This is a genomic window from Pseudooceanicola algae (genome assembly GCF_003590145.2).
Lineage (GTDB): Bacteria > Pseudomonadota > Alphaproteobacteria > Rhodobacterales > Rhodobacteraceae > Pseudooceanicola > Pseudooceanicola algae.
This window is the reverse complement of record NZ_CP060436.1, coordinates 3,568,540-3,594,063: the sequence shown is the minus strand read 5'-3', so window position 1 is coordinate 3,594,063 and position 25,524 is coordinate 3,568,540. Positions and strand designations below refer to the sequence as shown.

Sequence of the window (25,524 nt, the reverse complement as noted above, 5' to 3'; positions counted from 1 at the left end):
AGCAAACTTTTGCGTGATCTGTCGACCCGCCCCACACGCACGACATTTCCAATGCAAAAACCCCACCTTGCGAAAAGGCGGGGTTCAAACTGTCGAAACGCATGTGTGACCTGCCGGGCAGGTCAGCCAGCTCAGGCCTGAACGGCTTGGGCTTTTGCGATTTCTTTTTTGATTTTCAGCGCGTTGGCCGAAAGCTCGATGTCCTTGGCCTTGGCCAGGAACTTGTCCAGACCACCACGGTGGTCCACCGAACGCAGGGCGGATGCAGAGATGCGCATCTTCACGTTCCGGCCAAGGGTCTCCGAACGCAGCGAAACGTCGTTCAGGTTGGGCAGGAAGCGGCGGCGCGTTTTATTGTTGGCGTGGCTGACATTGTTGCCAGTCATCGGGCCTTTTCCGGTCAGTTCGCAACGGCGCGACATGGGTCTATCCTCGTCTCATCAGAAGGGCGGGTCGCGCCCAGTTCAATGCATACGGGCACCGTTGCGGCGGCGCCCTGAATCTTGTTGGGGGTCTTTAGGCCCCGGAAGCGGGAAGGTCAAGCCTCTGGTGACGGAAGGATGACAATGGGCCCTGATCCGGGGGGATGGGCGGGTCCTCAATGTTTTGGCCGCCGCGCACAAGGCCGGATCGTCCGCGCGCCGGATCCAAGGTTACTTGCGCTTCACGCGCAGGGTCGGATCCTCCTGCGTCGGATCCAAGGTTACTTGCGTTTAACGCGCAGGGTCGGATCCTCCTGCGTCGGATCCTCGGGCCAGGGATGTTTCGGATACTGCCCCCGCATGTCCTTGCGAACATCCGCGTAAGACGAGGTCCAGAAGCCGGGGATGTCCTGGGTGACCTGCACCGGACGGCCCGCCGGGGACAAAAGCGTGACCACAAGCGGGCGGCCGGCGACGACCGGGTGGCGCGTCTGGCCGAACATCTCCTGCAGCCGCAAGGCGATGGCCGGGGCGTCGCCCGCGTAGTCGATGGGGATCTTGCGCCCCAGCGGGGTGGTGAAACTGCCCGGCGTCTCGCGGTCGAGGATGCGCTCTCCGTCCCAGCCGAGGCGCGCCTTCAGCGCGGGCAGCAGGTCGAAACGCTTCCAGTCCTCGGCGCTGCGCACCTTGCCGAGATAGGGCAGCAGCCAGTCGTCGATGGTTTCCAGCAACGCGGCGTCCGAGAAATCCGGCAGGCTGTCGACCAGCCGCACGCGGGACAGGAACAGCCGCGCCTTGCCGGTCGGGTTCAGGCCAAGGTCGCGCACGCCGTCCAGCATGGCCGCCGCCAGGGAGTCTTCGGGCGCATCGGTCCAGGGGCGGTCGGTCAGCGCGATGGCGCCCAGCCTGTCCTGTTCGCGGGCCTGCACCCGGCGATCCCGTCGCGACCAGTTGCAGATGCGCAGCGATTCGATCTGGTCACCGAACAGCGAACGCACTGCGCCTTCCGAAATCTGGACCGCCTGACGGATCCGCGCTTCGCGCGGGTCGCCGTCCAGATCCGTGGCCACGATCAGCGGTGCCCCGGCCAGCGGGTCCTCGGACGGAAGTACCGCCCCCTTCCCCCCCGACAGCAGATAGCGCGGCGCGCTGCCCGGACGGCGCAGGCCGATCCGGTCGGGATAGGCAAGAGCCGCCATTTCGGCCACGCCCAGCCCGGGCGCACTGGGCAAATCGCGGGCCAGCCGCTTTGCCTCGGTGCGGATGCGGGCGATGGCGCCGGCATCGGCGCGGGGATCACGCCCGCCCTCCAGCGCCTTCAGGCGCAAGGTCAGATCGACGGGCGTGCCCCGCGACATGGGATCGCGATCCGCCAACAATGCCGCCAGACCCGCCGCGCCGCGCCCGGCCCGGGCCAGCATATGCGCCAGCCTCGGGTGCAGCGGCAGGGCCGCCAGCTTGCGGCCATGGGCGGTGATGCCGTGATCGTCCAGCGCGCCCAGCATCCGCAACAGCGACTGGGCTTCGCGCCAGGCGCCCTCCGGGGGCGGCGTCAGGAAGGCCAGCGCCTGCGGTCCCGCCCCCCAAAGCGCCAGTTCCAGCACCAGACCCGACAGATCCGCCGCCTCGATCTCGGCCGGGGGGAAGGCGTGAAGGGCGCCCTCCTCTCCCCTGGTCCAGGCCCGCAGGCAGAGGCCGGGCGCGACCCTGCCCGCCCGACCGGCCCGCTGCGTGGCCTCGGCGCGAGAGACCTTTTCGGTCACCAGCCGCGACATGCCCGAACCGGGATCGAAGCGGGCCCGCCGCGCAAGCCCGGCATCCACCACGGCGCGCACCGCCGGAATGGTCAGGGAAGTCTCGGCAATCGAGGTCGCCAGCACCACGTTGCGCCCCCGCGATGGCGGGCGCAGGGCGGCCTGCTGGTCGGCGAATTTCATCGCACCATAAAGCGGGCGGATCTGCACATCCCCCGGAACCCGCCCCTGCAGTGCCGTGGCGACCCGATTAATTTCGCCCGCACCGGGCAGGAAGACCAGGACCGAGCCATCGACCTCGGCCAGCGCCAGAAGCACCAGATCGGCCAGGGCGGGCCATAGTTTCGGCCCCCTGGGCAGGGCCGCCGGGGCATTGCGGATCTCGACCGGAAAGGCGCGGCCTTCGGTGGTCACCACCGGCACGTCGCCCATCAGCGCCGCGACAGGCGCCGCATCCAGCGTTGCCGACATGACCAGCAGGATCAGGTCCTCGCGCAGCGCCCCGGCGATCTCGAGGCAGAGCGCGAGTCCGAGGTCCGCGTTCAGCGAGCGTTCGTGGAATTCGTCGAAGATCACCGCGCCGATGCCGGTCAGTTCGGGGTCGGTCTGGATCATCCGGGTCAGGATGCCTTCGGTCACCACCTCGATCCGGGTGGCGCCCGAAACCTTGCTGTCGCCGCGCACCCGGTAGCCGACGGTCTGGCCCGCGCTTTCGCCAAGGCTTTCGGCCATGCGCTCAGCGGCCGCGCGGGCCGCGAGGCGACGGGGTTCCAGCATCAGGATGCGGCCCTGACAAAGGTCTGCGTCCAGCATCGCGAGGGGGACGCGCGTGGTCTTGCCCGCCCCCGGCGGGGCCTGCAACACGGCGCGCCCCCGCACCCTGAGGGCGGAGAGCAGCGGCGGCAGGCCTTCTTCGATCGGCAATCTTTCCATGGCGTCCTTATGCGCCGCGGGGGACGGCACGTCCATATTCGGACCTTCCCCTTCTTGCTTGCGCCGGAAACGGGCAGACGCTCTTTTCGACTTGGACAGCGGGCGTTAAACCCGAGGGAAGCAGGACAGGATCAAAGCCCATGGAGACAGAGACCCTCGCGCAGAAGATCGTCGACGGGGACCGCCGCGCCCTGTCGCGCGCGATCACGCTGGTGGAAAGCCGCCGCGCCGATCACCGGGCCCAGGCGGCGGCGCTGTTGCAGCAGCTTGCGCAGGCCGGGCGGCAGGCCTTCCGGATCGGACTGTCGGGCACACCGGGGGTGGGCAAGTCTACCTTCATCGAGAGCTTCGGCATGATGCTGACCGAACAGGGCCTGCGCGTGGCGGTGCTGGCGGTCGATCCGTCTTCGACCCGGACCGGAGGCTCGATCCTGGGCGACAAGACGCGGATGCCGCTCCTGGCCCGCGCGCCGGGCGCCTATATCCGCCCCTCGCCCAGCCAAAGCCAGCTGGGCGGCATCGCCCGCCGGTCCCGCGAGGCCGTAGCGCTCTGCGAAGCCGCCGGATTCGACGTGGTGCTGATCGAGACCGTCGGCGTCGGCCAGTCCGAAACCGTGGTTTCCGAGATCAGCGACCTGTTCCTGCTGCTGCTGGCCCCGGCCGGCGGGGACGAATTGCAGGGGGTGAAACGCGGCATCATGGAGCGCGCCGACCTGATCCTGGTGAACAAGGCCGACGGTGCGCTGAAGCCCGCCGCCATGCGTACCTGCGCGGATTACGCAGGCGCCTTGCGTCTGCTGCGCAAGCGGGCGCGCGATCCCGAGGGCTTTCCCAAGGCCATCACGGTCTCGGCGCTGGAGAACGCCGGGCTGGAGACCGCATGGGACGAAATGCAGGCGCTGGTCGGCTGGCGGCGCGAGGCCGGGCACTACGACCGCATCCGGTCCGAACAGGCGCGGTTCTGGTTCGGCGAGGAGGTGCGCGAAGGGCTGCTGAGCGCCCTCGACAACGGCGCGGCGAAGGCCCGAATGGCGGAATTGGCGGCGCAGGTGGTGGCCGGGGAGCTGACCCCGGAGCTAGCCGCCCAGACGATGCTGACGGGACTGGGGGTAGTGCCGCGTTGAGGCGGGCAAGAGGTTCGGGATGGTGTATGGGGCTCTGCCCCGTCTCCGTGCCGGAGCCCCCCCGGGATACTTGGAACAGGGAAACATGCAGGGTGCGCGGATGTCTCTGGTCAAGGGGCGGGAAATGGCCTAGACCATCCGCCATGATCGCTCTGGCCCCCATTATCCGCCGACGCCGACGCGCGTAAGCCTTGCCTTCCCGTTTTGCGGGAGGCGGCAGAGTGATCCTGCGCCCAAAATGTCGCGGCGCATCCCGGCGGAAATTTCGCCAAATTCCTGAAAACTTGACTTGGCCCTTGAGCGCATGCTCTGAGAAGGCCTCTTACATCCCCAGAGGACTCCCATGATCCCTCCTGTTCTGCCGACCTATTCCCGTGCGCCGCTTCATTTCGTGAAGGGCGAAGGCTCCTGGCTGATCGAGGAGGACGGGCGCCGATTCCTGGACATGGGGGCCGGGATCGCGGTGAACGCGCTTGGCCATGCCCATCCCGCGCTGGTCGCGGCGCTGACCGAACAGGCCGGCAAGGTCTGGCATCTGAGCAATCTATACGAGATCCCGCAACAGGAAGCCCTGGCCGCGATGCTGGTCGACCGGAGCTTTGCCGACACGGTCTTTTTCACCAATTCGGGCACCGAGGCGATGGAGCTGGCGGTGAAGATGGCGCGGAAATACTGGTACGAGAAGGGTCAGCCCGAGCGGGTCGAGATCATTTCCTTCGAGGGCGCCTTCCATGGCCGGTCCTCGGCCGCGATCGCTGCGGCACCGACCGAGAAGATGGTCAAGGGGATGGGCCCGCTGCTGCCCGGTTTCAAGGTTCTGCCGCACGGCGACTGGGGCCTTCTGAAGGACGCCATCACCGAGACCACCGCCGCCGTGATCATCGAACCGATCCAGGGCGAGGGCGGCATTCGCCCGCTGTCGGACGAGGATCTGAAGACGATCCGCGCGATTTGTGACGCGACCGGTGTGCTGCTGATCCTGGACGAGGTGCAATGCGGTATCGGACGGACGGGGCGCCTGTTCGCCCATGAATGGGCCGGGATCGCCCCGGATATCATGATGGTCGCCAAGGGCATCGGCGGAGGCTTTCCGCTTGGGGCCGTGCTGGCGAGTGAAGAGGCCGCGAGCGGAATGACCCTCGGCACCCACGGATCGACCTATGGCGGCAACCCGCTGGGATGTGCCGTGGGCTGCGCGGTGATCGAAATCGTTTCGGACCCCGATTTCCTGGACGAGGTAAACCGCAAGGCCGGTCTGCTGCGTCAGAAGCTGGAAGGGCTGGTCGCAGGCCATCCGGAGGTGTTCGAGGCCGTGCGCGGTCAGGGCTTCATGATCGGCCTGAAATGCAAGGTTCCTTGCGGCGAAGTGGTCAAGGCCGGTTTCGCGCAGGAGATCATCACCGTTCCGGCGGCTGACAACGTGTTGCGCCTGCTGCCCCCGCTCACCCTTTCCGAAGACGAGATCGCCGAGGCCGTCACCCGGCTGGATGCCGCCGCGACCGCCGTGACGGCGGCGCTTGCCGGCTGATCTCACGCACGACATTGCGCGCGCCCGAGGCGGCGCGCGCGCAGACAAGGTATACCGATGAACCATTTTCTAGACCTGCACACGACCGATGCCGGGGAACTCCGGCAGATGATCGACCACGCCCGCGCCATGAAGACCGCCCGCGAAGGCCGCCCCAAGGGCACGCCGGATGACAGCCAGCCGCTGGCCGGGCGCATGGTGGCGCTGATCTTCGAGAAGCCGTCGACCCGGACCCGCGTCAGCTTTGATGTCGGGACCCGCCAGATGGGCGGCCAGACGATGGTCCTGTCGGGCAGCGAGATGCAGCTGGGCCACGGAGAGAGCATCGCCGATACCGCCCGCGTGCTGAGCCGCTATGTCGACCTTATCATGATCCGTACCTTTTCCGAGGATATCCTGCACGAGCTGTCCGAATACGCCAGCGTGCCGGTGATCAACGGGCTGACCGATGCGACCCATCCCTGCCAGATCATGGCAGATGTAATGACCTACGAGGAACACCGCGGGCCGATCAAGGGCAAGAAGGTCGTCTGGACGGGGGACGGCAACAATGTCTGTGCCTCGATGCTGCATGCGGCGGGACAATTCGGCTTCGACCTGACCTTTGCAGGTCCGATGCAGCTGGACCCCGACCCCAAGGCCATGGGCTTTGCCCGCGACAAGGGCGTCCGGGTGACCGTGGAACGCGACGCCATGCGCGCCGTCGAAGGGGCCGACCTGGTGGTCGCGGATACCTGGGTGTCGATGCATGACCCGCAAAGCATGCGCGAACGGCGCCACAACATGCTGCGCCCCTACCAGGTGAACGACGCGCTGATGGCGGCGGCGAAACCCGATGCGCTGTTCATGCATTGCCTGCCCGCGCATCGCGATGAAGAGGTGACATCCTCGGTCATGGACGGCCCCCATTCGGTGATCTTCGACGAGGCCGAGAACCGCCTGCATGCGCAGAAGGCCGTGATGCGCTGGTGTCTGGGCCTGTGAAACCGCTTTGACGCGCAGGAAGGACATCGGGGGCCGCTTGTAACTTCGTCCCCGATGCCTAGAATAGAGACCTGATCCGAAAAGGCGGCAAGAAAAGCCGTCCCGGCCCGCCCCCACTGTCGTGGCGCGGGCGGCCAAACTGAAAGCTGGAGGCTTCCCCAATGTCCTGGACCGATGAGCGCGTCGAGCTGCTGAAGAAGATGTGGTCGGAGGGTCAGTCGGCCAGCCAGATCGCAAAAGAGCTTGGCGGCGTCACGCGCAACGCCGTGATCGGCAAGGTGCATCGCCTCGGCCTGTCCAACCGGACCGGCGGGGCGGCCCCTGCCGCGACTCCGGCCAAGCCCGAAGCCAAGGCCAAGCCGGCGGCGCCGAAGCGCGAAACCACAGAAGCGCCCGCCGCGCCCCGCGAAGAGCCCAAGCCCGAGCCGACAGCCGTGGTCCCTGCACCGGCGCCCAGCCCGGCGCGCAAGGCGATCATCCCGGCCGGTCAGCCCCTGCCGCCGCAGCCCTCGGCCAACGAAATCAGCCCCGAAGCCCTGGCCAAGGTCTCGGCCATCGAGAAGAAGGCCAAGCGGCTCACGTTGATGGAACTGACCGAACGGACCTGCAAATGGCCGGTGGGCGATCCTGCCACCGAGGATTTCTGGTTCTGCGGCCTGCCCGTCCAGGCCGGCAAGCCCTATTGCGATGCTCATGTGGGCGTGGCTTTCCAACCGATGTCCTCGCGCCGCGATCGCAAACGTTAATCCCGAAGGACAGGAAGGGGCGCTGCCCCTTCTTGCGCCTTTCAGGCCCAATTCATCCCCGGAGTATTTCCGGCCAGGTGAATAAGCGTGCCCATAGGCGAACGGGTCAGTGCAAGCTTGGTCGCACGCTGTAGCGCCGTCGATCCAACGAAGCCATCCGGGCTCGCTCATCTGGCCGGAAATACTCCGGGGATGAATTGCCACCGGCACGGGGGCAAGAAGGGGCAGCGCCCCTTTGCCCAACACGGTTTCCCACGGTGATCACACCCAATTCCCAAAGCCACCGATTCGCTCTATAGGCACCTCATGTCCCAGAACCCGCCAGACCTACGCCCCGACCTCGCCCCCGCGCCGCAATTTGGCAGCGGGACGCGCCGGGCAGGCCAGCCCGCCCTCGGTATGGTCAGCCTCGGCTGTCCCAAGGCCCTTGTCGACAGCGAGCGGATCCTGACCCGGCTGCGTGCCGAAGGCTATGCGATCAGCCCGGATTATTCCGGCGCCGACGCGGTCATCGTGAACACCTGCGGCTTTCTCGACAGCGCCAAGGCCGAAAGCCTCGATGCGATCGGAGAAGCGCTGTCGGCGAACGGGCGGGTCATCGTCACTGGCTGCCTCGGGGCCGAGCCGGAGTTCATCACTGGCGCCCACCCCAAGGTTCTCGCGGTCACCGGACCGCATCAATACGAACAGGTCCTCGACGCGGTGCACAGGGCCGTACCGCCAAGCCCGGATCCCTTTGTCGATCTGCTGCCTGCTTCCGGCGTCAGCCTCACACCGCGGCATTACAGCTATCTGAAGATTTCAGAGGGCTGCAATCACAAGTGCAAGTTCTGCATCATCCCCGACATGCGCGGACGACTTACCAGCCGCCCCGCCCATGCCGTGGTCCGCGAGGCCGAAAAGCTGGTCGAGGCGGGGGTGAAGGAATTGCTGGTCATCAGCCAGGACACCTCGGCCTACGGCGTTGATATCAAGCATGCCGAAGACCGCGGCCACCGCGCCCATATCACCGATCTGGCGCGCGACCTCGGCTCCCTCGGCGCCTGGGTCCGGCTGCACTACGTCTATCCCTATCCGCATGTGCGTAACCTGATCCCGCTGATGGCCGATGGTCTGGTGCTGCCCTACCTTGACATCCCCTTCCAGCACGGCCACCCCGAGGTGCTGAAACGCATGGCGCGTCCTGCTGCAAGTGCCCGCACCCTGGACGAAATCGCTGCCTGGCGCTCTGATTGCCCGGATATCACCCTGCGCTCGACTTTCATCGTCGGCTATCCGGGCGAAACCGAGGCCGAATTCGACTACCTGCTCGACTGGCTGGACGAAGCTCAGCTCGATCGCGTGGGCTGTTTCCAGTACGAGAACGTCGCCGGTGCGCGATCCAGTGATCTGCCCGACCATATCCCCGCGGAGCTGAAGCAGGAACGCTGGGATCGCTTCATGGAGAAGGCTCAGACGATTTCCGAGGCCAAGCTGGCCGCCAAGGTCGGCAAGGTGATCGATGTCATCGTGGACGAGGTCGACGCAGATGCCGCCACCTGCCGCACAAAGGGCGATGCCCCCGAGATCGACGGCAACCTGTTCATCGACGAAGGCCACGAGACGCTGAAACCCGGCGATATTGTCACGGTCGAGGTGGATGAAGCCGGGGAATACGATCTATGGGGCCGCATTCAGGACGCCTGACGCGACCTGTCAGAGCTTTGGGAAGACCAGCTTGTTCTCGCAGCCGGGGATGGCGCTGTCTCGGGTCCGCCCGTCCATCTCGGCCCGGTCCAGCCAGTCGCTGCAGGCGCAGGTCACCGAGCAGCCCCGGCAACGCGTGACCATATCGGCCCAGTCCTGGTCGGATAGGCGTCCTTCGGTTTGGGCTGCGGCCAGATCCGAGCCGACCGCCTTCGCCATGCGCTGGACGCGCCAGTAATGTTCGTTCGGGTCGCCAAGCGGTTTCATCGGTCGTCTCCTGTACGCGAGGGCCGTTTCCGGCCTTTCTGCCCATCAGGCTATGGACCGCCAAAGGGGCCCCGCCTTGATCAGGATCAAATTGGCGCGGCGCGGCCGACAAGCGCGCCCGAGGTGCTCAGGATATGAGCAGGGAGGCCCCCCTGAGCGTCGTCACAGCGGCCAGAACACCAGGATCAGCGGGATGGAGACGGCGACCACCAGGATCTCCAACGGCAGGCCCATGCGCCAGTAGTCGCCAAAGCTGTAGCCGCCGGGGCCAAGGATCAGCGTATTGTTCTTGTGCCCGATGGGCGTCAGGAAGGCCGAGCTGGCCGCGATGGCCACCGCCATCAAGAAGGGGTCGGCCGAAACGCCCAGGCTCGCGGCCATGGAAATTCCGATGGGTGCGGCGACGATGGTCGTGGCGGTGTTGTTCAGCACATCCGACAGGGTCATCGTGACCACCATCAGCGCGGTCAGGATGGCCCAGGCCGGCCAGCCGTTGGTCAGCGACACGAGGCCATGAGCGATCAGCTCCGTCCCTCCGGAGCTTTCCAGCGCGGTGCCAAGTGGGATCATCGAGCCCAGAAGCACGATCACCGGCCATTCCACCGAGGTATAGAGATCCTGCAGGGGCACGATGCGCAGCAGCAGGTAGGCCACCACCACGAAGCCAAGCGCGATCGGCAGATGCATCAGGCCGAAGCTGGCAGCCGCCACGGCGGCGGCGAACATGCCGATAGCCAGCCAGGTCTTGGTATTGTCGGTCACCGCAAGGCCCCGATCCGCCAGCGTCAGGCAGCCGAGCCAGTCCGCGATTACCCCGCCCTGATCCTTGGGCACCAGCAACAGCAACAGATCGCCCGGCTGGACCTCTGTCTTGCGGACCTCTCGGGTGATGCGGCGGCCTTGGCGGGAAATCCCCATCAGGACGGCGCGCTGCCGCCAGCTGAGGCCGATGCCCTGCGCCGTCTTGCCGGTGATCCGGGAATCCCCCGGCACGACCAGTTCAAGGATATCCAGCCCCTCGCCCCCCGCGACCAGCAACTCCTCGCGGCGTTCATCGGAAAAGGCCAGCGACAGCGACGAGCGGAGTTCATCCAGCGCTTCGGGCACCGCTTCCAGCACCAGCGCATCGCCTGCCTCAAGCCGCGTATTGCGGGCCGAACCATACAGCCGCTTGCCCGCCCGGATCAGGCCGATGATCGCGACATCGGCCTTTTCCGCGTCTTCCTGCAGTTCAAAGACGCGCTTGCCGATCAGCTTGCTGTCCTCGGGCACGGTCAGCTCGGCGACATATTGCGCCAACTCCTTGGCGGTCAGGCGGCCGTCCTCGGGCTGCGGGATCAGGCGCCAGCCGATCAGGGCGACGAAACCCAGCCCGATCAGTGCCGTGATGCCACCGACCGGGGCAAAATCGAACATCGAATAGGGCGCATCCAGCGCCTCGGCCCGGACGGAGGAGATGATGATATTGGGCGGCGTGCCGATCAGTGTCGCCATGCCCCCGAGGATCGTGGCGAAACTGAGCGGCATCAGAGACAGACTGGGCGACCGTCCGGCCTTCTGCGCGGCCTGCATGTCGACCGGCATCAGCAACCCCAGCGCCGCCACGTTGTTCATGAAGGCCGAAAGCACCGCGCCGATCCCGCCCATGATGGCGATATGCGCGCCCAGCTTGCGCCCCGAATCCAGCAGCGTCCGGGTGATCAGATAGACCGCGCCGGAATGGACCAGCCCGGCCGAGATCACCAGCACAAGCCCGACGATCAGGGTGGCCTCGTGCCCGAACCCGGAAAACGCCTGTTCATAGGGAACGACACCCGTCGCCACCCCCACCATCAGCGCGGTGAAGGCGACGATGTCATACCGCCAGCGCCCCCAGAGAAGCAGGGCGAAGACCGCAATGAAAAGCGAAAACAGGATGATCTGGTCTAATGTCATTGCCGGACAGTAGCGCGCGCAAGGCGAAGGTCACGTGAATATCGTGGCCGGCGCGTCTTTCCGTAAAGGCCCCCTGCCGCAAGCCTGGTCCGGGCAGGACCGCCGCCCGCGCCCGCGTCGGCGGCACTGCGGGCGGAACGACCTCCCGATGCCCCCTGATGAACGAAATCCCGGCTTCAACCAGCCCGACCACGCCCCATCCCCCTGCAGGATTTGCAGGCACCCTTGCAGGTAAGGCCCCTGCTGCCGTATAGGGACGCGACGCAATTCTTACACGATCAGGAGGCCCTGATGGCCGGCCACTCAAAATGGGCGAACATCCAGCACCGCAAGGGGCGGCAAGACGCCGCCCGGTCGAAGCTGTTCTCGAAACTCTCCAAGGAGATCACGGTCGCCGCAAAAATGGGCGATCCGGACCCCGACAAGAACCCGCGCCTGCGGATGGCAGTCAAGGAAGCCAAGTCGCAATCCGTCTCCAAGGACGTGATCGACCGCGCGATCAAGAAATCGCAGGCTGGCGATGGCGATGACTACGAAGAGATCCGCTACGAAGGCTACGGCCCGAACGGTGTGGCTGTCATCGTCGAGGCGATGACCGACAACCGCAACCGGACCGCATCCAGCGTTCGCTCGACCTTTTCCAAGAACGGCGGCAACCTGGGGGAAACCGGGTCGGTCGCCTTCATGTTCGATCGCAAGGGCGAAGTGGTCTATCCGGCCTCGGTCGGAGATGCGGATACGGTCATGATGGCCGCGATCGAAGCCGGCGCCGAAGATGTCGAAAGCTCGGAAGACGGCCATGTCATCTGGTGCGCGGACACGGATCTGAACGATGTCGCCACGGCTCTGGAAGAGGCGCTTGGCGAAAGCGATTCGACCAAGCTGGTCTGGAAGCCCACCACCTCGACCGAGATGGACCTTGAAGGCATGCAGAAGCTGATGAAGCTGATCGACGCGCTGGAAGACGACGATGACGTGCAACGCGTCACGGCGAACTTCGAAGCCGATGATGCGGTGATGGAACAGCTCTGATCCGACCTGACAGGCAGACAGACTGACAAGGCCGGGGGCGATTCCCCGGCCTTTTTCGTCTATGGATGTTCAAACTTCGTCCCGGCCGACGACTATTCAGTCGCCGCGCCCGCTTCGGGGTCGGTTGCATCCTCCGGAACCGCTTCGCTTTCGGCGGCGGCATCAGGATCCTCTTCCGGCACATCCAGCGCCCCGTTCACCCAGCGCCCCGAGGCGATTTCGCCGGTGGCATAGGTCAGGGTGCCCTGCCCATGGCGGCGGCCCTGATCGAAACTGCCTTCGTAGACGTCGCCATTGGCGTAGGTTGCGATGCCCTCTCCGGTCATCTCACCGGCCTTCCAGCCGCCGTCGTAGGTGAAGCCGTCGGGCATCGTGATCTTGCCCTGACCTTCGCGCAGCCCGTCGACAAAACCGCCTTCGTAGATCATCCCGCCGGGAAAGACCGCCCGGCCCTGACCCTGACGCTGGCCCGCGACCCAATCGCCTTCGTAGCGATAGCCATCCGCATGGGTCAGCACGCCGTAGCCGTCATTCTGTGCCGCGCTGAAATGGCCGGTGTAGGTCACGCCATTGGGGAAGGTCGCCTTGCCGTCGCCTTCGATCACGCCGCCGCTCCAGCCGCCTTCATAGGTCGCGCCGTCCGGATAGGTAATCTTGCCCGTCCCATCGGCCAGCCCATCGGCCATCTCTCCGACATAGACGGAGCCATCGGGGAAGGTCACCTCGCCCTGCCCGGCGATCTTGTCGTCGCTCCAGACCCCGGCATAGCGATAGCCATCAGCGCCGGTGAACCGGCCATCGCCATCGCGCGTGTCGGCGTCAAAGCCGCCTTCGTAGATGTCGCCATTGGCATAGGTGACGCGGCCCTGGCCCTGACGGACACCATCGACAAGATCGCCTTCGTAGATATCGCCGTTGGGCTGTGTCAGCTTGCCCTTGCCTGTCATCCGGCCCTGATCCCAGTCGCCGGAATAGCGGAAACCATCGGGCAGGATCAGGCTGCCTTCGCCCTGCCGTTCCCCACCGCGCAGCTCCCCTTCGTAGGTCGCCCCGTCGGGGAAGGTGATCTTGCCGCTGCCTTCCTTGATGCCGTTGACCCAATCGCCTTCGTAGGCGTAGCCGTCCGCCATCTCCATCCGGCCCTTGCCGTGATGCTTGGCATTCAGGAAACTGCCCTCGTAGCGGGTGCCATTGGCATAGGCGGCGATGCCGGAGCCGGTGATCTTGCCGTCCTCCCAGGTGCCTTCGTAGGTGCCGCCATCGGCAAAGGTGATCTTGCCCAGCCCTTCGGGTTTGCCCTTGGCGAACTGGCCCTCGTAGACCGAGCCATTGGGGAAGCGCGCGCGGCCTTCGCCGCGAATTTCGCCTTCGACCCATTCCCCGGTATATTCATAGCCATTGGGCAGGCGATAGCTGCCCTGCCCATGCTGAAGCCCGCCCTGGAACTGGCCTTCATAGACGCCGCCGTCTTCGTATTGCTTGGTGCGGACGCCACTGTCCTGCGCCCGCGCCGTTTCCAGCACCGGGGCAAGCGCAAGCAATGTCGCCACCGCACCCAGGATCAACCGCTTCCGTGCCATCATGCCTCCCGTCAGCCCAAAAGGCTGGCTGGACCCGCGGTCCGAGCTTGCCCGTCTGGCCGAAAACCTATGCGAGGCGAAAAGCCGGGGCAACGGGTTTCGCCAAATCGCCTTTCCCTTGTGGCCCGGGGCCGCTAAGCAGACGGAAACCCGAGGAAAGCCCGAAGAAGGGAAGCCCATGGCAGACCGGTTCCGCATTACCCTGGCCCAGCTCAACCCCAGCGTCGGGGATATCGAAGGCAATGCCGCCAAGGCTTTTGCCGCCTGGCAGTCCGGCCGCGAGGCAGGCGCCGACCTGGTCGCCCTGCCCGAGATGTTCATCACCGGCTACAACACGCAGGATCTGGTCGAAAAGCCGGTCTTCCACCAGACCGCCATCGCCGCGATCGACGCCCTGGCCGCGCAATGCGCCGATGGGCCGACACTGGCCATCGGCGGCCCCTGGATCGAGGGTGCCTCGCTATATAACGCCTATCATATCTGTCGCGGTGGTCGGGTCGTTTCGCGGGTGCTGAAGCACGATCTGCCGAATGAAACCGTGTTCGACGAGGTACGGCTTTATGACAGCGGCGCGCTTGGCGGCCCCTATGCGGTCGGCAATACCCGGATCGGCTCGCCGATCTGCGAAGACGCCTGGCACCCCGAAGTGGCCGAGACCCTGGCCGAAACCGGCGCGGAATTCCTGCTGGTGCCGAACGGATCGCCCTATTACCGGGGCAAGCTGGAGACCCGCTACAACCACATGGTGTCCCGCGTGGTCGAAACCGGCCTGCCGCTGATCTACCTCAACATGGTGGGTGGTCAGGACGATCAGGTCTTTGACGGCGGCAGCTTTGGCCTGAACCCCGGCGGCAAGCTGGCCTTTCACATGCCGGTCTTCGACGAAGGTCTGGCCCAGATCGACCTGGAACGCGGCCCCGACGGCTGGCGCATCGCGACCGGCGATTTCGCGCCGGTGCCCGACACCTGGGAGCAGGATTATCGCGCCATGGTCGAATCCTTGCGCGACTACTGCGCCAAGACCGGCTTCAGAAAGGTGCTTCTGGGGCTGTCGGGCGGGATCGATTCCGCCATCGTGGCGACCATCGCCGCCGATGCGCTTGGCCCGCAGAATGTGCGCTGCGTCATGCTGCCCTCGGAATATACCTCGCCCGAATCGCTCGAGGATGCCGAGGCGCTGGCCCGCGCCCTTGGCACGCGGCTCGACAACGTCCCGATCTCGAAGGGGCGCGATGCGGTGACCGAGACCCTGGCGCCGTTGTTCGAAGGCCATGACCCCGACCTGACCGAGGAAAACATCCAGTCCCGCCTGCGCGGGCTGCTTTTGATGGCCATGTCGAACAAGTTCGGGGAAATGCTGCTGACCACCGGCAACAAGTCCGAGGTCGCGGTCGGTTATGCCACGATCTATGGCGACATGGCAGGCGGCTACAACCCGATCAAGGATCTCTACAAGACGCGGGTCTTTGAACAATGCCGCTGGCGCAATGCCAATCACCGGCCCTGGATGGCCGGCCCCGCAGGCGCCGTCATCCCCGAGCGGATCATCACCAAGCCCCCCTCGGCAGAGCTGCGCCCGGACCAGAAGGACAGCGATTCCCTTCCCGATTATCCAGTACTGGACGGTATTCTGGATCTGCTGGTGGATCAGGACGGGTCTATCGCGGATTGTGTCGCGGCGGGCTATGATCACGACGACGCCAAAAAGATCGAACGGCTGATTTACCTGAGTGAGTACAAGCGCTTTCAGTCCGCTCCGGGCACCCGGCTGACCAAGCGCGCCTTCTGGCTGGATCGCCGCTACCCGATTGCCAACCGCTGGCGCGATCCCGGCTAGGCCTGCCGCGTTCGGACGGTGATCTGAACGACGCCCGCCCGTGGGTAAAGCAGCATGAATGCGACACACAGGGCGTCGCAATTTCCGCAGCGGGACCGCCCGATCCGGTCTAAGCGCAGTCTCCCGCCGCGGCGGACGGGGCCTTGCCCCGCCCTTTCGCGCGGCGCGCTGCCAAGGATCCCCCCCGCGATGATCGCCCTGCATATCGTCCCCGACGCCTTTTCCCCCACCGAATGCGCGACCCTGCGCAGCATTGCCCACGAGGCACCCGCACGGGACGCCGGCCTTGTCGGGCAGACCCGCGACCACAACATGCGGCGCGCCGAACTGGTCTGGCTGGACGATGTGCCCGACACCGGCTGGGTCATGGACCGGCTGATCGACCTCGTGCGGGTGGCCAACCGCGAGACCTTTGATTTCGACCTGCAGGATTTCGCCGAAAGCCCGCAGCTGGCGCGCTATGGCGCCGACCGGCAGGGGCATTTCGACTGGCACGCGGATATCGGCGGCGGCCCCCTGGCCGCGCGACGCAAGCTGACGCTGGTCACGCAACTTGCGGACTCTGGTGCCTATGCCGGCGGGACGCTGGAAATGTGGATAGATTCGCATATCCGCTCGGCACCGCTGGAGCCGGGGACGGCGGTGCTGTTCCCCTCTTTCGCGCTGCACAGGGTCACACCCGTGACGGAAGGAGAGCGCGTTTCGTTGACGGTTTGGGCGCACGGTCCGGCATTCCGCTAGTGGTTTCGTGCGGGCACGCACAGATGACATGCGCCAGCGCCAATCGTCAGATCACCGTGACCGGACTAGCTTCGGGGCAATTCGAAACGCATGAAATGCAGAACGGAGCCCTCATGAGCACGCCCAAGATCGCCGTCATCTTCTATTCCACCTATGGCACCAACCACGCCGTCGCCGAAGAAGCCGCCCGCGCCGCCCGCGGAGCCGGCGCCGAGGTCCGCCTGCTGCGGGTCGCGGAAACCGCGCCGCAAGCCGTCATCGACACCCAGGACGCCTGGAAGGCGCAGGCCGAAAAGGTGCAGGATCTGCCCGTCGTCACGCCCGATGACATGGCCTGGGCCGATGGGTATTTCTTCAGCTTTCCAACCCGTTTCGGCGCGGCACCCAGCCAGGTACGCGCCTTCATCGACACCCTTGGCGGTGTCTGGGGCCAGGGCAAGCTGATCAACAAGACGATCACGGCCACGACCTCGGCCGGGAACCTGCATGGCGGGATGGAAGGCACCCTGCTCGGTTTCTACCCGACCCTGATGCACTGGGGCGCGATCATCGTGGCACCGGGCTATACGGATGAATCAATCGGGGCCGCCGGTGGCAATCCTTATGGTTTCTCCGCCAAGGCCGGTGAATTCAACGAGGCTGGCAAGGCCGCCGTCGCCCATCAGGCCAAACGCCTGGTCGATGTGACCGCCCGGATCGCGGCGCCGTCGATCGAAACCGCCTGACCCCGCCAGACCTGCCCCCGGTTGTCAAATGGCAGCCGGGGGCAATGCCGTTTGCGCGAAAGGCCGCCCTGTCAGATCGCCAACCGGCTGCCGACCCGTTCCTGCAGGACGCCGCCAAGTGCGGCCAGTTCGGACCGCAGCGACAGATCCCCCTTGCGCGCACGTTCCAGCCGGCCAATTGCCGCAAGAAGCGCCGCATCATCGGCGCAATGCGCGATGCCTCTGACAAATTGCACCAGATAACTCAGCACCTCCTCCTGCCCGGCATCCGGCAGGATTTCGGCCGCATGGGCCACATCGTCGAGATAGGCGATTGGATCCGGTTCAACCTGGTCATCGCGAATTGGGCGCGGTCCGGTCAGACGATACTCTGGCGGCATATGCGCCAATATCGTGGTCTGGAATTTTGCGATGCTGGTCAGCGGCTTGGACATGAAGCAATCCGCCCCCGCCGCCATCGCCAGGTCCTCGGCACCGGGATCACCCGAAACCGCCGCGATGACGCTGACCTTGGGCGTGGCACGGGAGAGGTCCTGTATCAGCTCAGCCCCCGAGCCGTCCGGCAGGCCCAGGTCCACGATCAGCGCCGAGGGGCGGTAAACCTGCAGATGTCGTCGCGCCGAGCGCAGGCAATCGGCCCGCCTGATTCTGGCGCCGGAGCGCAGACAGAGCAATCGCAGGGCTTCTGAGGCATAAAGGCTGTCTTCCACCACCAGCACGGTCATCCCGAGCATCGGGCGGCTGGCAGTCGGCGCAGCAAGCGTTTCAAGAGGGTCCATTTTCTGTCCTCGATAGCTGAGGGGGATTCGCATTCGGCGACAGGGAAAGCCTAGGTCAGCCTGGCTAATGCATCGTTAATCGCTGCCATCCCCGTGACCCGCCGCCCCTTGCGGCGTGGGGTCGCTGGCGGGCTCGCTTACGGCGGGGGCGGCCCCTGTGCTAGGATCTGCTTCGGGGAAGAATCACCTGGATGGACACATGATCGGACGACTGAACCACCTGGCCATCGCCGTGCCGGATCTCGACGCGGCAGCGGCGCAATACCGCGACACGCTTGGCGCGGACGTCGGCGCGCCTCAGGACGAGCCGGATCATGGGGTGACCGTGGTCTTCATCACCCTGCCCAATACCAAGATCGAGCTGCTCTATCCGCTGGGTCCCGACAGCCCGATCCGCGGCTTCCTCGACAAGAACCCGGCCGGCGGCATCCACCATGTCTGCTACGAGGTCGAAGATATCCTGGCCGCCCGCGATAAACTGGTGGAAAGCGGCGCCCGCGTGCTGGGCAGCGGAGAGCCGAAGATCGGTGCCCATGGCAAGCCGGTTCTGTTCCTGCATCCGAAGGATTTCAACGGCTGCCTTGTCGAATTGGAGCAAGTCTGATGGGCATTACATCGGCCATCGTTCTATACGCCGTCATCTGGTGGCTGACCCTGCTTTGCGTGGTGCCGGTGCGGCTGCGCACCCAGCAGGACATGGGCAAGGTGACGCCCGGCACTCAATCAGGCGCGCCGGAACATCATTATCTGAAGATCAAGATCTGGATCACCACCGGCATCACCACCGTGCTTTTCGCCATCGTGGCGGGAATCATCCTGTCGGGCTGGGTCACCGTGGCGGATCTGGATTTCTTCCACCGGATGGGCCCGGAAGGCTGCCTTTACACCTCGACCTGCTAGCAAGGCAGGCACCGGGGCGCAGCGCGGCGGCCCGGCGGGTCGCTCAGGCCCCTTGCGGGTCGGCCCGGTGATCGGCGGCGATACCATTGTAGATATGGGTAAAGGTTGCCGCGCCCAGAATTGGGATCACCAGGTTCAGGAAGGGCACGGTCAGCGGGATCGCCATCAGGATACCGGCGGCCCAGATCGTTGCCATGTGGCGCCCGCGCATCCGCCGGGCCCCTTCGCGCCCTTCGCGGCGCATGGCGGCAAGGGTGAAATATTCCCGCCCCAACAGAAACCCGTTCATCCCCCAGAAGATCAGCGGCGCCAGAGGCGCAAAGATCAGGTACAGGATCAGCGCCAGGACATTGGCCAGGATCAGCACCCCGGTGAAGCCCAGTGTGTCGATCACCGTGTCGACGATCGGCGTGCCCGGAACATCGGGCAGCCAGGGGTAATGTTCGTCCTCGACCGCATCCGCGACCTCTTCGAGGAACAGCGAACTGATCGCCGAGGCGACCGGCACCATCAGGAAGACCGACAGCACCGACATGGCAAAGAAGCCCCCGACGCTGGCCGCATCATCAAGCCAGCGCAGATTGCCAATCCAGGGCAGCGAGGCATCTTCGCCCACCAGCCAACCCAGCCCCCACATGACCGCAGCCGTCACCGCGATCAGCAGCGCAATGGTCAACCCGATGCCCAGGAACAGGACACGGCGGAACCGGGGGTCTCCGATCTGGCCAAGGGCGCGGCCAAAGGACGACAGGATCAGTCCGAAATCCATGTGGTCATGCTTTCCAGATCCGGGCGCGGCCGTTCCGGCGCGGCATTGGTTTCGGTGGCGATATGTATGAAACCGGCGATACGTTCATGGGCGGCAAGGCCAAGGCCCTGCTCCATGAAACCCCGGTCATGGGACGGCCAGCCGCTAAGCCAGTTCGCCCCCCAGCCCGCCGCAAGCGCAGCGTTCAGCAACGCAAGGCAAACAGCGCCGGCGGAATAGGTCTGCTCTAGCTCGGGCACATTGGGGTGGTCCTTCGGGCTTTCGATCACGGCCACCGCAAGGATGCCCTGGTCGAACTGCTGGCGCCCCTTGGCCAGCGCGGCATCGTCCTTGCCAAGCGCGCGGCCCCGCGTTTCGGCCAGTTCGGCCAGCCTCGGGAAGGCCGCGCCTTCGATGACCACAAGGCGCCAGGGCTCAAGCTTGCCGTGATCCGGCGTGCGCAGGGCGGCCTTCAGCAGCGGCTCAAGGGCAGCCCGGTCGGGACCGGGGGCCTTCAGCGTCTTTGCGGGCCGCGAACGGCGGGTCAGCAGGAATTCGAGCGCCGCCGGGTTGGGATCTGGCATGAGGTTCTCCGTTTGGTCGCGACTGATATCGGGGTTTTGCGCGGTGAATTCAACGGGGTGACCACCGTGATTGGCAGAACGGCACGGTCGTCACAGCACCGCTTCGGCCAGATCGTCGATCCAGCCGGTCAGGAAGGCATCGAACCGCGCCCCCGGCTGGCGCTGCGCCACGGTGGCCGCCATTGGATCGGGCACGACGTGCTTCGAGCCAGAAAGGACCTCCATCACCCGGTGCCCGCAGAAGGGCACATAGGCTTCGGAATAGCCGCCTTCGTGCACCAGCAGCAGGCGACCGTCGCAAAGCCTGTCGGCCAGATCCATGACCTGCCGCGTCATCGCGCCGAACGTCTCGGCCGTGCAAAGCATCCGCGCGATGGGATCATAGATCCCGGCATCGAACCCGCAGGCAACAATGATCACGTCAGGCGCAAAGGCGTCGACGGCGGGCAGCACGATCCGCTCCATCGTCTGAAGATAGCCCTTGTGCCCGGTGCCCGGCGGCAGCGGCAGGTTGATGTTGCAGCCCAGCCCGGCCCCGCGCCCCCGGTCGGCAGTATCGCCGGTATCCAGCGGATAGTTGCGTTCCTGATGCAGCGAAATCGTCAGCACATCGTCCCGCTCGTAATAGATATGTTCCGTGCCATTGCCGTGGTGCACGTCCCAGTCGATGACCGCGACCCGCCCCGCCAGCCCGCGCGCCTGGGCGGCTTCGATGGCGATGGCGATATTGGCCATCAGGCAGAAGCCATTGGGCCAGTCGGGCAGGCAATGATGCCCCGGCGGGCGCGACAGGGCATAGGCATTGCGCCGCTTGCCCTGCATCACGTCCAGCAGCGCCTGACTGGCCAGACCGGCAGAAAGCGCGGCGATCTCGTAACCGCCCTGGGCAAAGGGGGTGCGCAGGCCAAGCTCTCCGCCGCCCGCGTCGGACATCGCCTTGAAATCCCTCAGATAGCTTTCCGGGTGCACGCGGCGCAGATCCTCGTGACTGGCCGCAGGGGCCGAGGTCATGTGCAGGTCGGCGGTGATCCCCGAGACCTCCATCAGGTTGCGCAGACGGCGCTTGGTTTCGGGGCTTTCGGGCAGACCACCGGCGGCCAGAGGCTGAACAAATCCGCCGATCGGCATCGTCAGGGCATAATTGCCCCCCGCATGCCAGAAACACCGTTCGTCCCAGTAAAATCCCGTCCGTGTCATTGGTGCCTCCGCTGCAATCGCGGGCAGACTGGCCTTTTCGCTGCGGGACTGCAACTCTGCCTGCGAAAGGATTTCCGATGGCCCCAAAACCGCCTGACCTGTCGCACCTGGCCCGCCCCGGTGCAGAGATCGCGCTGCGCGTGACGCCGAAGGCCGCGCGGGACCGGATCACCGACGCCGGACCCGAAGAAGAGGGCCTGCGCGTCTACACCACCGCCACCCCGCAGGATGGCAAGGCCAATGACGCGGTGCGCCGGATGCTGGCCAAGGCACTTGGCGTGCCGCCGACGTCCCTGCGGCTGATCCGGGGACAGAAAGCGCGGGACAAGGTGTTTCGCCTCGACTAGGCGCCGCGAAGGGGCCGGCGAGCCGCCTCAGCCCTTCGTCGGGGCCGTCGGAGCGAGGACATAGCTGCCCTCGGGCAGGTTCAGCGCCGCCTTCAGATCCCGCAACTGGCTCATCGACAGGGTGACGACACGCATCTCGTCCAGCCGGGCATCGTATTGCTCGACCGTGATGCATTCCTCGAAAGCATTGATGACCACGTCCTCCTGAAGGGGGGCGGGGCCGTCATCCACTAGGGTCACGACGGTGCAGTCGAATTCGTGTTCGATGGTAAACATGAAGGCAGACTAGCGCGTTCCTGCAACGCGGGAAATCCGACTTTTCTTCAAGCCCGGATTTTCTGCTGCCTTCGCCAGGCCCAGCGGCTAGGGTGGGGCAGGCAAAACGAAGGGCGGCAGGCAAGATGAAGGCATGGACGGCGGCGATCCTGGCCGGGACGATGGCCCTTTCCGGCTGCGCGATCCTTCCCGAAGAGATCGTTACCCCGGGCGGTGCCGCCCCTGACGCCTCCACTGCCGGCCAGATCAGCCATGACGCCGCCGCCCGCCAGTTTGCCGAGGTCGTCGATACGGTCGAACCCGTGGCCGAACAGGTGTGCCGGAACCTCCGCAAGGACGCGTATTGCGATTTCCGCATCGCCATCGACACCCGCCGACGCCAGCCTGCCAACGCCTTTCAGACGCTCGACAAGGACGGCAACCCGGTGCTGATCTTCACCATCGCGCTGATCGACGACATGCGGAACCCGAACGAGCTGGCTTTCGTCATGAGCCACGAGGCCTCGCACCATATCCTCGACCATCTGGCCAAGCAGCAGGAATATGCGGAGGCCCAGGCCCGCGTCTATGAGCAGGCCGCGACACAGGCCGGGGCCAGCCGCACCGGCATCCGCCGGGCAAGCGAACTTGGCGCCGCCCTGGGCGCGCATAGCTATGCCAAGCAGTTCGAACTGGACGCGGATTACCTTGGCGCCCAGATCGCCAGGGCCGCTGGCTATGATCCGCTGATCGGCGCGCTTTATTTCGACCGGTTGCCGGACCCGAGCCAGGAATTCCTTGGCACTCACCCGCCCAATGCGGACCGGATGGCCGCCGTGAAGGCCGCACTTGGCCTTGGCGCCTGCCCGAAGGGCCTCACGCTTTGCTAGGGACCCGAGGCTGCGTGGCTATCGGCGCTTGCCCGACACCCCCGCATACGCCGGGATCATTCAAGCGGTGCAGGTCCCGACGGGGCCAGGCGGCCGCCCTGACGAACCGGCACAACCCGCGTAGCACGGCCCGTGCGATCGTCGGTCTCGACATAGAGACCCGACAGGGTCGCCTCGCCATCGGCGGGGGTAAAGCGGCCCTTGGCCATGCCGGTGATGAAGCGTCGCATCGGCTCGGCCTTGTCCATGCCGATGACGCTGTCGTAATCGCCGGTCATGCCCGCATCACTCAGGTAGGCGGTGCCCTTGTTCAGGATCTGTGCGTCGCCGGTGGGCACATGGGTATGGGTGCCGACCACGACACTGGCGCGTCCATCGCAGAAATGGCCCATGGCCATCTTCTCCGAGGTCGCCTCGCAGTGCACATCGACCAGTGAGGCCTGCACCATGCCGCCCGCGGGGTACTTTTTCAGCACCGCTTCGACATGGCTGAAGGGATCCTCGAAGGGCCGCTTCATGAAGACCTGACCCAGCACCTGCGTCACCAGCACCTTGCGCCCGTTGGTCGCCAAAAAGACGCCATGGCCGCGGCCGGGCGCATCCTTGGCAAAGTTCAGCGGCCGGATGATACGCGGTTCACTGTCGATATATTGCAGCATGTCGCGCTGATCAAAGGCATGGTCGCCAAGCGTGATGACATCGGCACCCGCCTGCAGGAAGGCCTTGGCATGGTCGCCGGTCAGCCCGTTGCCATGGCTGGCGTTCTCGCCATTCACCACAATGAAGTCGAGCTTCCAGGCCGCGCGCATGCGGGGCAGCGTTTCGTCGATGGCCCGGCGCCCGGCGCGGCCCATGACATCTCCGAGGAACAGAATTTTCATTGCAACGGGGTAAGCCCAAGTCCCGGCGCAGGCAAGGGCTTCGGACCGGAAAGAGGCACGCTACGGCAGGTTCCGCGCGGGACACCCCGCGCCGGCGGGGCGGATCAGCCCTTCGCGGCCGGAAAACGGCGTGCCAGATCGCGGGCGATGATCCGGTCGTCGGCGGCTTCGGGGCCACTGGCCCAGGGGCGAAACCGCTGACGGAAGGCCGCCAGAAGGTCCTTTGGCGGGGTGTCGTCGACAGGGTAGCCAAAGCGGCGCAGGTCGGTGATCAGATCGCCTTCGTCGCGGCCCCCAGGCGCGGGCCAGACCGACAGATCCTGCCGCGCCAGCCGCCGCCAGTCGAATTTCGTGCCCGGATCGGATTTGCGCAGCGGCGCCATGTCGGAATGCCCGATCACCCGTTCGGGCGGAATCGACCAGCGCGCCATGATCTGTGGCAGCAGACGTTCCAGCCCCGCCATCTGACCTTCGGCAAAAGGGGTCTCGGCGCGGTTGGCCAGCTCGATCCCGATCGAGCGTGAATTCACGTCCCCGACACCGGCCCAGGCCCCCTGCCCGGCGTGCCAGGCACGTCTGGCCTCGGGGCAAAGCTGCCAGAGCCGACCGTCCTCGCCGATCAGGTAGTGGCAGGACACCGGGGACAGATCCGCTGGCGGCGCGGGATCGCAAAGGCGCTGCAACGCGGCTTCGGCGCTTTGCATGGCGGTGTAGTGCAGCACGATGATATCCGGCAGGGCCGCGCCGCGCCGGTCATTCACATTGGGCGACGGGCGCCAGATCGCATCCGGCTGATCCGGGGCTTGCGCCATCAAACGGGCTCAGCCGTTGGCGGCTGCGGCCGCGCGACGGAAGGGCGCGGGATCCCAGCTACAGGCATAGCCGTCGCCATCCGGATCCAGCATCCTGGGGTCCTTGTTCGGGCCGCCCCGCTTCAGGAAATCGGACTGCGCCAGATCGGGCGAAGGGTATTGCGCACAATTCCGGTTGTGCCGGGATTCCGCGAAGATGGTGCTGCGCGAATAGACAGGCTGCCCCACCGGGGTGCTGGTCTGCAGGGCGTAGGCGGCGAGGTTCGGTCCAACCTCGGCCCGTTCCGGCAGGGCCGTCGGCTGCACCTGTTCGTAACGGGCACGGTTTTCGGCGATGAAGGCGGCGTCCTGCTGGGCAGACCGCTGTTCCCCAACCGCGTCGAAATTGTTTTCCTGTGAGATGCCAAGCGCATTGATCGCCTCGGGCGGCGGGTTCGACGGGCTGGCCTGTAGCGGAGTCTGACCGGAATTCAGCGCGGCTTCGGTATCGGCGGCGATGCTGCTGCCGCTGGAATAGGCGGTTGCGCTGGCCGCCGCTGCGGTGCCCGCGCTCATGGCCGACAGGGGCTGGGACGACACCGAGGGTGCCGCGGGTACGCCGCCAGAGGTCCCTCCGGGGGCGCTTCCGCCGCCTTGCAGGATCAGCTCGCGTTCGCGGGCATATTGGCTGGACACCGAATAGCTGCTGCCGCCGGTCGGTTCGGTACAGGCCGCAAGTCCCAGAAGGGCCAGGGCCGTCATCACTTTGCGCATCGAGGTCACTCTGCTCTGCTGTTGCCGCCCAGATTGCCCTGCGATCGCGCGGCCCGCAAGGCCGCGCTGCGCCCGGGGCGGCAG

General features: G+C 65.8%; 26 protein-coding genes. 13 read left to right on the top strand and 13 right to left on the bottom strand.

Annotated elements, in window-relative coordinates; all coding sequences use genetic code 11:
* Positions 1-131 precede the first annotated feature (131 nt).
* Both rpmB and hrpB read right to left on the bottom strand, forming a co-directional pair.
* Positions 132-422, bottom strand: coding sequence for a 50S ribosomal protein L28 (gene rpmB, locus PSAL_RS16870; protein WP_119838722.1), 291 nt, complete (start codon positions 420-422; stop codon positions 132-134).
* A gap of 281 nt (positions 423-703) precedes the next feature.
* Positions 704-3,109: an ATP-dependent helicase HrpB gene (hrpB, locus tag PSAL_RS16865; protein WP_119838769.1), complete on the bottom strand. Its 2,406-nt coding sequence runs from the start codon at positions 3,107-3,109 to the stop codon at positions 704-706.
* A 140-nt stretch (positions 3,110-3,249) separates the two neighbouring features.
* Here hrpB and meaB point away from each other — a divergent pair, with 140 nt between their 5' ends.
* The 5 genes from meaB to rimO all read left to right on the top strand — a co-directional run bounded on the left by meaB (position 3,250) and on the right by rimO (position 9,177).
* Positions 3,250-4,233 (top strand): methylmalonyl Co-A mutase-associated GTPase MeaB, encoded by a 984-nt coding sequence (meaB, locus tag PSAL_RS16860; protein ID WP_119838721.1) that lies wholly within the window; start codon positions 3,250-3,252, stop codon positions 4,231-4,233.
* Between the two features lie 343 nt (positions 4,234-4,576).
* Positions 4,577-5,761 carry an aspartate aminotransferase family protein gene (locus PSAL_RS16855; protein WP_119838720.1) on the top strand — a complete coding sequence of 395 codons (1,185 nt, stop codon included), beginning with the start codon at positions 4,577-4,579 and terminating at the stop codon, positions 5,759-5,761.
* A gap of 57 nt (positions 5,762-5,818) precedes the next feature.
* Entirely contained in the window at positions 5,819-6,745 is a 927-nt protein-coding gene (argF, locus tag PSAL_RS16850; protein WP_119838719.1) for an ornithine carbamoyltransferase, read from the top strand.
* Between the two features lie 161 nt (positions 6,746-6,906).
* Positions 6,907-7,491, top strand: coding sequence for a GcrA family cell cycle regulator (locus PSAL_RS16845; RefSeq protein WP_119838718.1), 585 nt, complete (start codon positions 6,907-6,909; stop codon positions 7,489-7,491).
* A gap of 306 nt (positions 7,492-7,797) precedes the next feature.
* The gene (gene rimO, locus PSAL_RS16840; protein ID WP_119838717.1) at positions 7,798-9,177 is read left to right on the top strand and encodes a 30S ribosomal protein S12 methylthiotransferase RimO; all 1,380 of its coding nucleotides are present in this window, start codon (positions 7,798-7,800) and stop codon (positions 9,175-9,177) included.
* A 9-nt stretch (positions 9,178-9,186) separates the two neighbouring features.
* Here the strand turns inward: rimO and PSAL_RS16835 are convergent, their stop codons facing one another.
* A complete protein-coding gene (locus tag PSAL_RS16835; protein WP_119838716.1) occupies positions 9,187-9,444 on the bottom strand; it encodes a DUF6455 family protein in 258 nt (85 codons plus the stop codon).
* 162 nt (positions 9,445-9,606) lie between these two features.
* Entirely contained in the window at positions 9,607-11,379 is a 1,773-nt protein-coding gene (locus PSAL_RS16830; RefSeq protein ID WP_119838715.1) for an SLC13 family permease, read from the bottom strand.
* 291 nt (positions 11,380-11,670) lie between these two features.
* Between PSAL_RS16830 and PSAL_RS16825 the strand changes: the two genes are divergently transcribed.
* Positions 11,671-12,411 (top strand): YebC/PmpR family DNA-binding transcriptional regulator, encoded by a 741-nt coding sequence (locus PSAL_RS16825; RefSeq protein ID WP_119838714.1) that lies wholly within the window; start codon positions 11,671-11,673, stop codon positions 12,409-12,411.
* A 92-nt stretch (positions 12,412-12,503) separates the two neighbouring features.
* Here PSAL_RS16825 and PSAL_RS16820 read toward each other — a convergent pair whose 3' ends face one another.
* Positions 12,504-13,991: an MORN repeat-containing protein gene (locus PSAL_RS16820; RefSeq protein ID WP_119838713.1), complete on the bottom strand. Its 1,488-nt coding sequence runs from the start codon at positions 13,989-13,991 to the stop codon at positions 12,504-12,506.
* A gap of 178 nt (positions 13,992-14,169) precedes the next feature.
* Between PSAL_RS16820 and PSAL_RS16815 the strand changes: the two genes are divergently transcribed.
* The 3 genes from PSAL_RS16815 (at position 14,170) to PSAL_RS16805 (ending at position 17,294) form a co-directional block, all read left to right on the top strand.
* Positions 14,170-15,828 carry an NAD+ synthase gene (locus PSAL_RS16815; RefSeq protein WP_119838768.1) on the top strand — a complete coding sequence of 553 codons (1,659 nt, stop codon included), beginning with the start codon at positions 14,170-14,172 and terminating at the stop codon, positions 15,826-15,828.
* Positions 15,829-16,017: 189 nt separating this feature from the next.
* Positions 16,018-16,569, top strand: coding sequence for a 2OG-Fe(II) oxygenase (locus PSAL_RS16810; RefSeq protein WP_119838712.1), 552 nt, complete (start codon positions 16,018-16,020; stop codon positions 16,567-16,569).
* Between the two features lie 113 nt (positions 16,570-16,682).
* Complete coding sequence (locus PSAL_RS16805) at positions 16,683-17,294, top strand: NAD(P)H-dependent oxidoreductase (protein ID WP_119838711.1); 612 nt, start codon at positions 16,683-16,685, stop codon at positions 17,292-17,294.
* A 71-nt stretch (positions 17,295-17,365) separates the two neighbouring features.
* Here PSAL_RS16805 and PSAL_RS16800 read toward each other — a convergent pair whose 3' ends face one another.
* Complete coding sequence (locus PSAL_RS16800; RefSeq protein WP_119838710.1) at positions 17,366-18,073, bottom strand: response regulator; 708 nt, start codon at positions 18,071-18,073, stop codon at positions 17,366-17,368.
* A gap of 199 nt (positions 18,074-18,272) precedes the next feature.
* Here PSAL_RS16800 and mce point away from each other — a divergent pair, with 199 nt between their 5' ends.
* Complete coding sequence (gene mce, locus PSAL_RS16795) at positions 18,273-18,677, top strand: methylmalonyl-CoA epimerase (protein ID WP_119838709.1); 405 nt, start codon at positions 18,273-18,275, stop codon at positions 18,675-18,677.
* Positions 18,677-18,973 (top strand): DUF1467 family protein, encoded by a 297-nt coding sequence (locus PSAL_RS16790; protein ID WP_119838708.1) that lies wholly within the window; start codon positions 18,677-18,679, stop codon positions 18,971-18,973. Before mce ends, PSAL_RS16790 begins: the two co-directional genes overlap by 1 nt.
* A gap of 43 nt (positions 18,974-19,016) precedes the next feature.
* On the opposite strand, the gene PSAL_RS16785 is transcribed toward PSAL_RS16790, so the two are convergent.
* From PSAL_RS16785 to PSAL_RS16775, 3 genes are all read right to left on the bottom strand, one after another.
* On the bottom strand, positions 19,017-19,742 hold the full coding sequence (locus tag PSAL_RS16785; protein ID WP_119838707.1) for an EI24 domain-containing protein: 726 nt from the start codon (positions 19,740-19,742) through the stop codon (positions 19,017-19,019).
* Positions 19,727-20,305, bottom strand: coding sequence for a nitroreductase family protein (locus tag PSAL_RS16780; protein ID WP_119838706.1), 579 nt, complete (start codon positions 20,303-20,305; stop codon positions 19,727-19,729). The genes PSAL_RS16785 and PSAL_RS16780 overlap by 16 nt, the downstream gene beginning before the upstream one ends.
* A 90-nt stretch (positions 20,306-20,395) precedes the next feature.
* Positions 20,396-21,502, bottom strand: a complete 1,107-nt coding sequence (locus PSAL_RS16775) for a class II histone deacetylase (RefSeq protein ID WP_119838705.1) — start codon at positions 21,500-21,502, stop codon at positions 20,396-20,398.
* Between the two features lie 77 nt (positions 21,503-21,579).
* On the opposite strand from PSAL_RS16775, the gene PSAL_RS16770 reads away from it, so the two are divergent.
* Entirely contained in the window at positions 21,580-21,849 is a 270-nt protein-coding gene (locus tag PSAL_RS16770) for a DUF167 domain-containing protein (RefSeq protein WP_119838704.1), read from the top strand.
* Positions 21,850-21,876: 27 nt separating this feature from the next.
* Here the strand turns inward: PSAL_RS16770 and PSAL_RS16765 are convergent, their stop codons facing one another.
* On the bottom strand, positions 21,877-22,125 hold the full coding sequence (locus PSAL_RS16765; protein WP_119838703.1) for a hypothetical protein: 249 nt from the start codon (positions 22,123-22,125) through the stop codon (positions 21,877-21,879).
* Positions 22,126-22,250: 125 nt separating this feature from the next.
* On the opposite strand from PSAL_RS16765, the gene PSAL_RS16760 reads away from it, so the two are divergent.
* On the top strand, positions 22,251-22,994 hold the full coding sequence (locus tag PSAL_RS16760) for a M48 family metallopeptidase (protein WP_119838702.1): 744 nt from the start codon (positions 22,251-22,253) through the stop codon (positions 22,992-22,994).
* Positions 22,995-23,050: 56 nt separating this feature from the next.
* On the opposite strand, the gene PSAL_RS16755 is transcribed toward PSAL_RS16760, so the two are convergent.
* From PSAL_RS16755 to PSAL_RS16745, 3 genes are all read right to left on the bottom strand, one after another.
* Positions 23,051-23,875, bottom strand: coding sequence for a TIGR00282 family metallophosphoesterase (locus PSAL_RS16755; RefSeq protein ID WP_119838701.1), 825 nt, complete (start codon positions 23,873-23,875; stop codon positions 23,051-23,053).
* Between the two features lie 104 nt (positions 23,876-23,979).
* The gene (locus tag PSAL_RS16750) at positions 23,980-24,687 is read right to left on the bottom strand and encodes an N-acetylmuramoyl-L-alanine amidase (protein WP_119838700.1); all 708 of its coding nucleotides are present in this window, start codon (positions 24,685-24,687) and stop codon (positions 23,980-23,982) included.
* Between the two features lie 9 nt (positions 24,688-24,696).
* Positions 24,697-25,440, bottom strand: coding sequence for a hypothetical protein (locus PSAL_RS16745; RefSeq protein WP_119838699.1), 744 nt, complete (start codon positions 25,438-25,440; stop codon positions 24,697-24,699).
* Positions 25,441-25,524 lie beyond the last annotated feature (84 nt).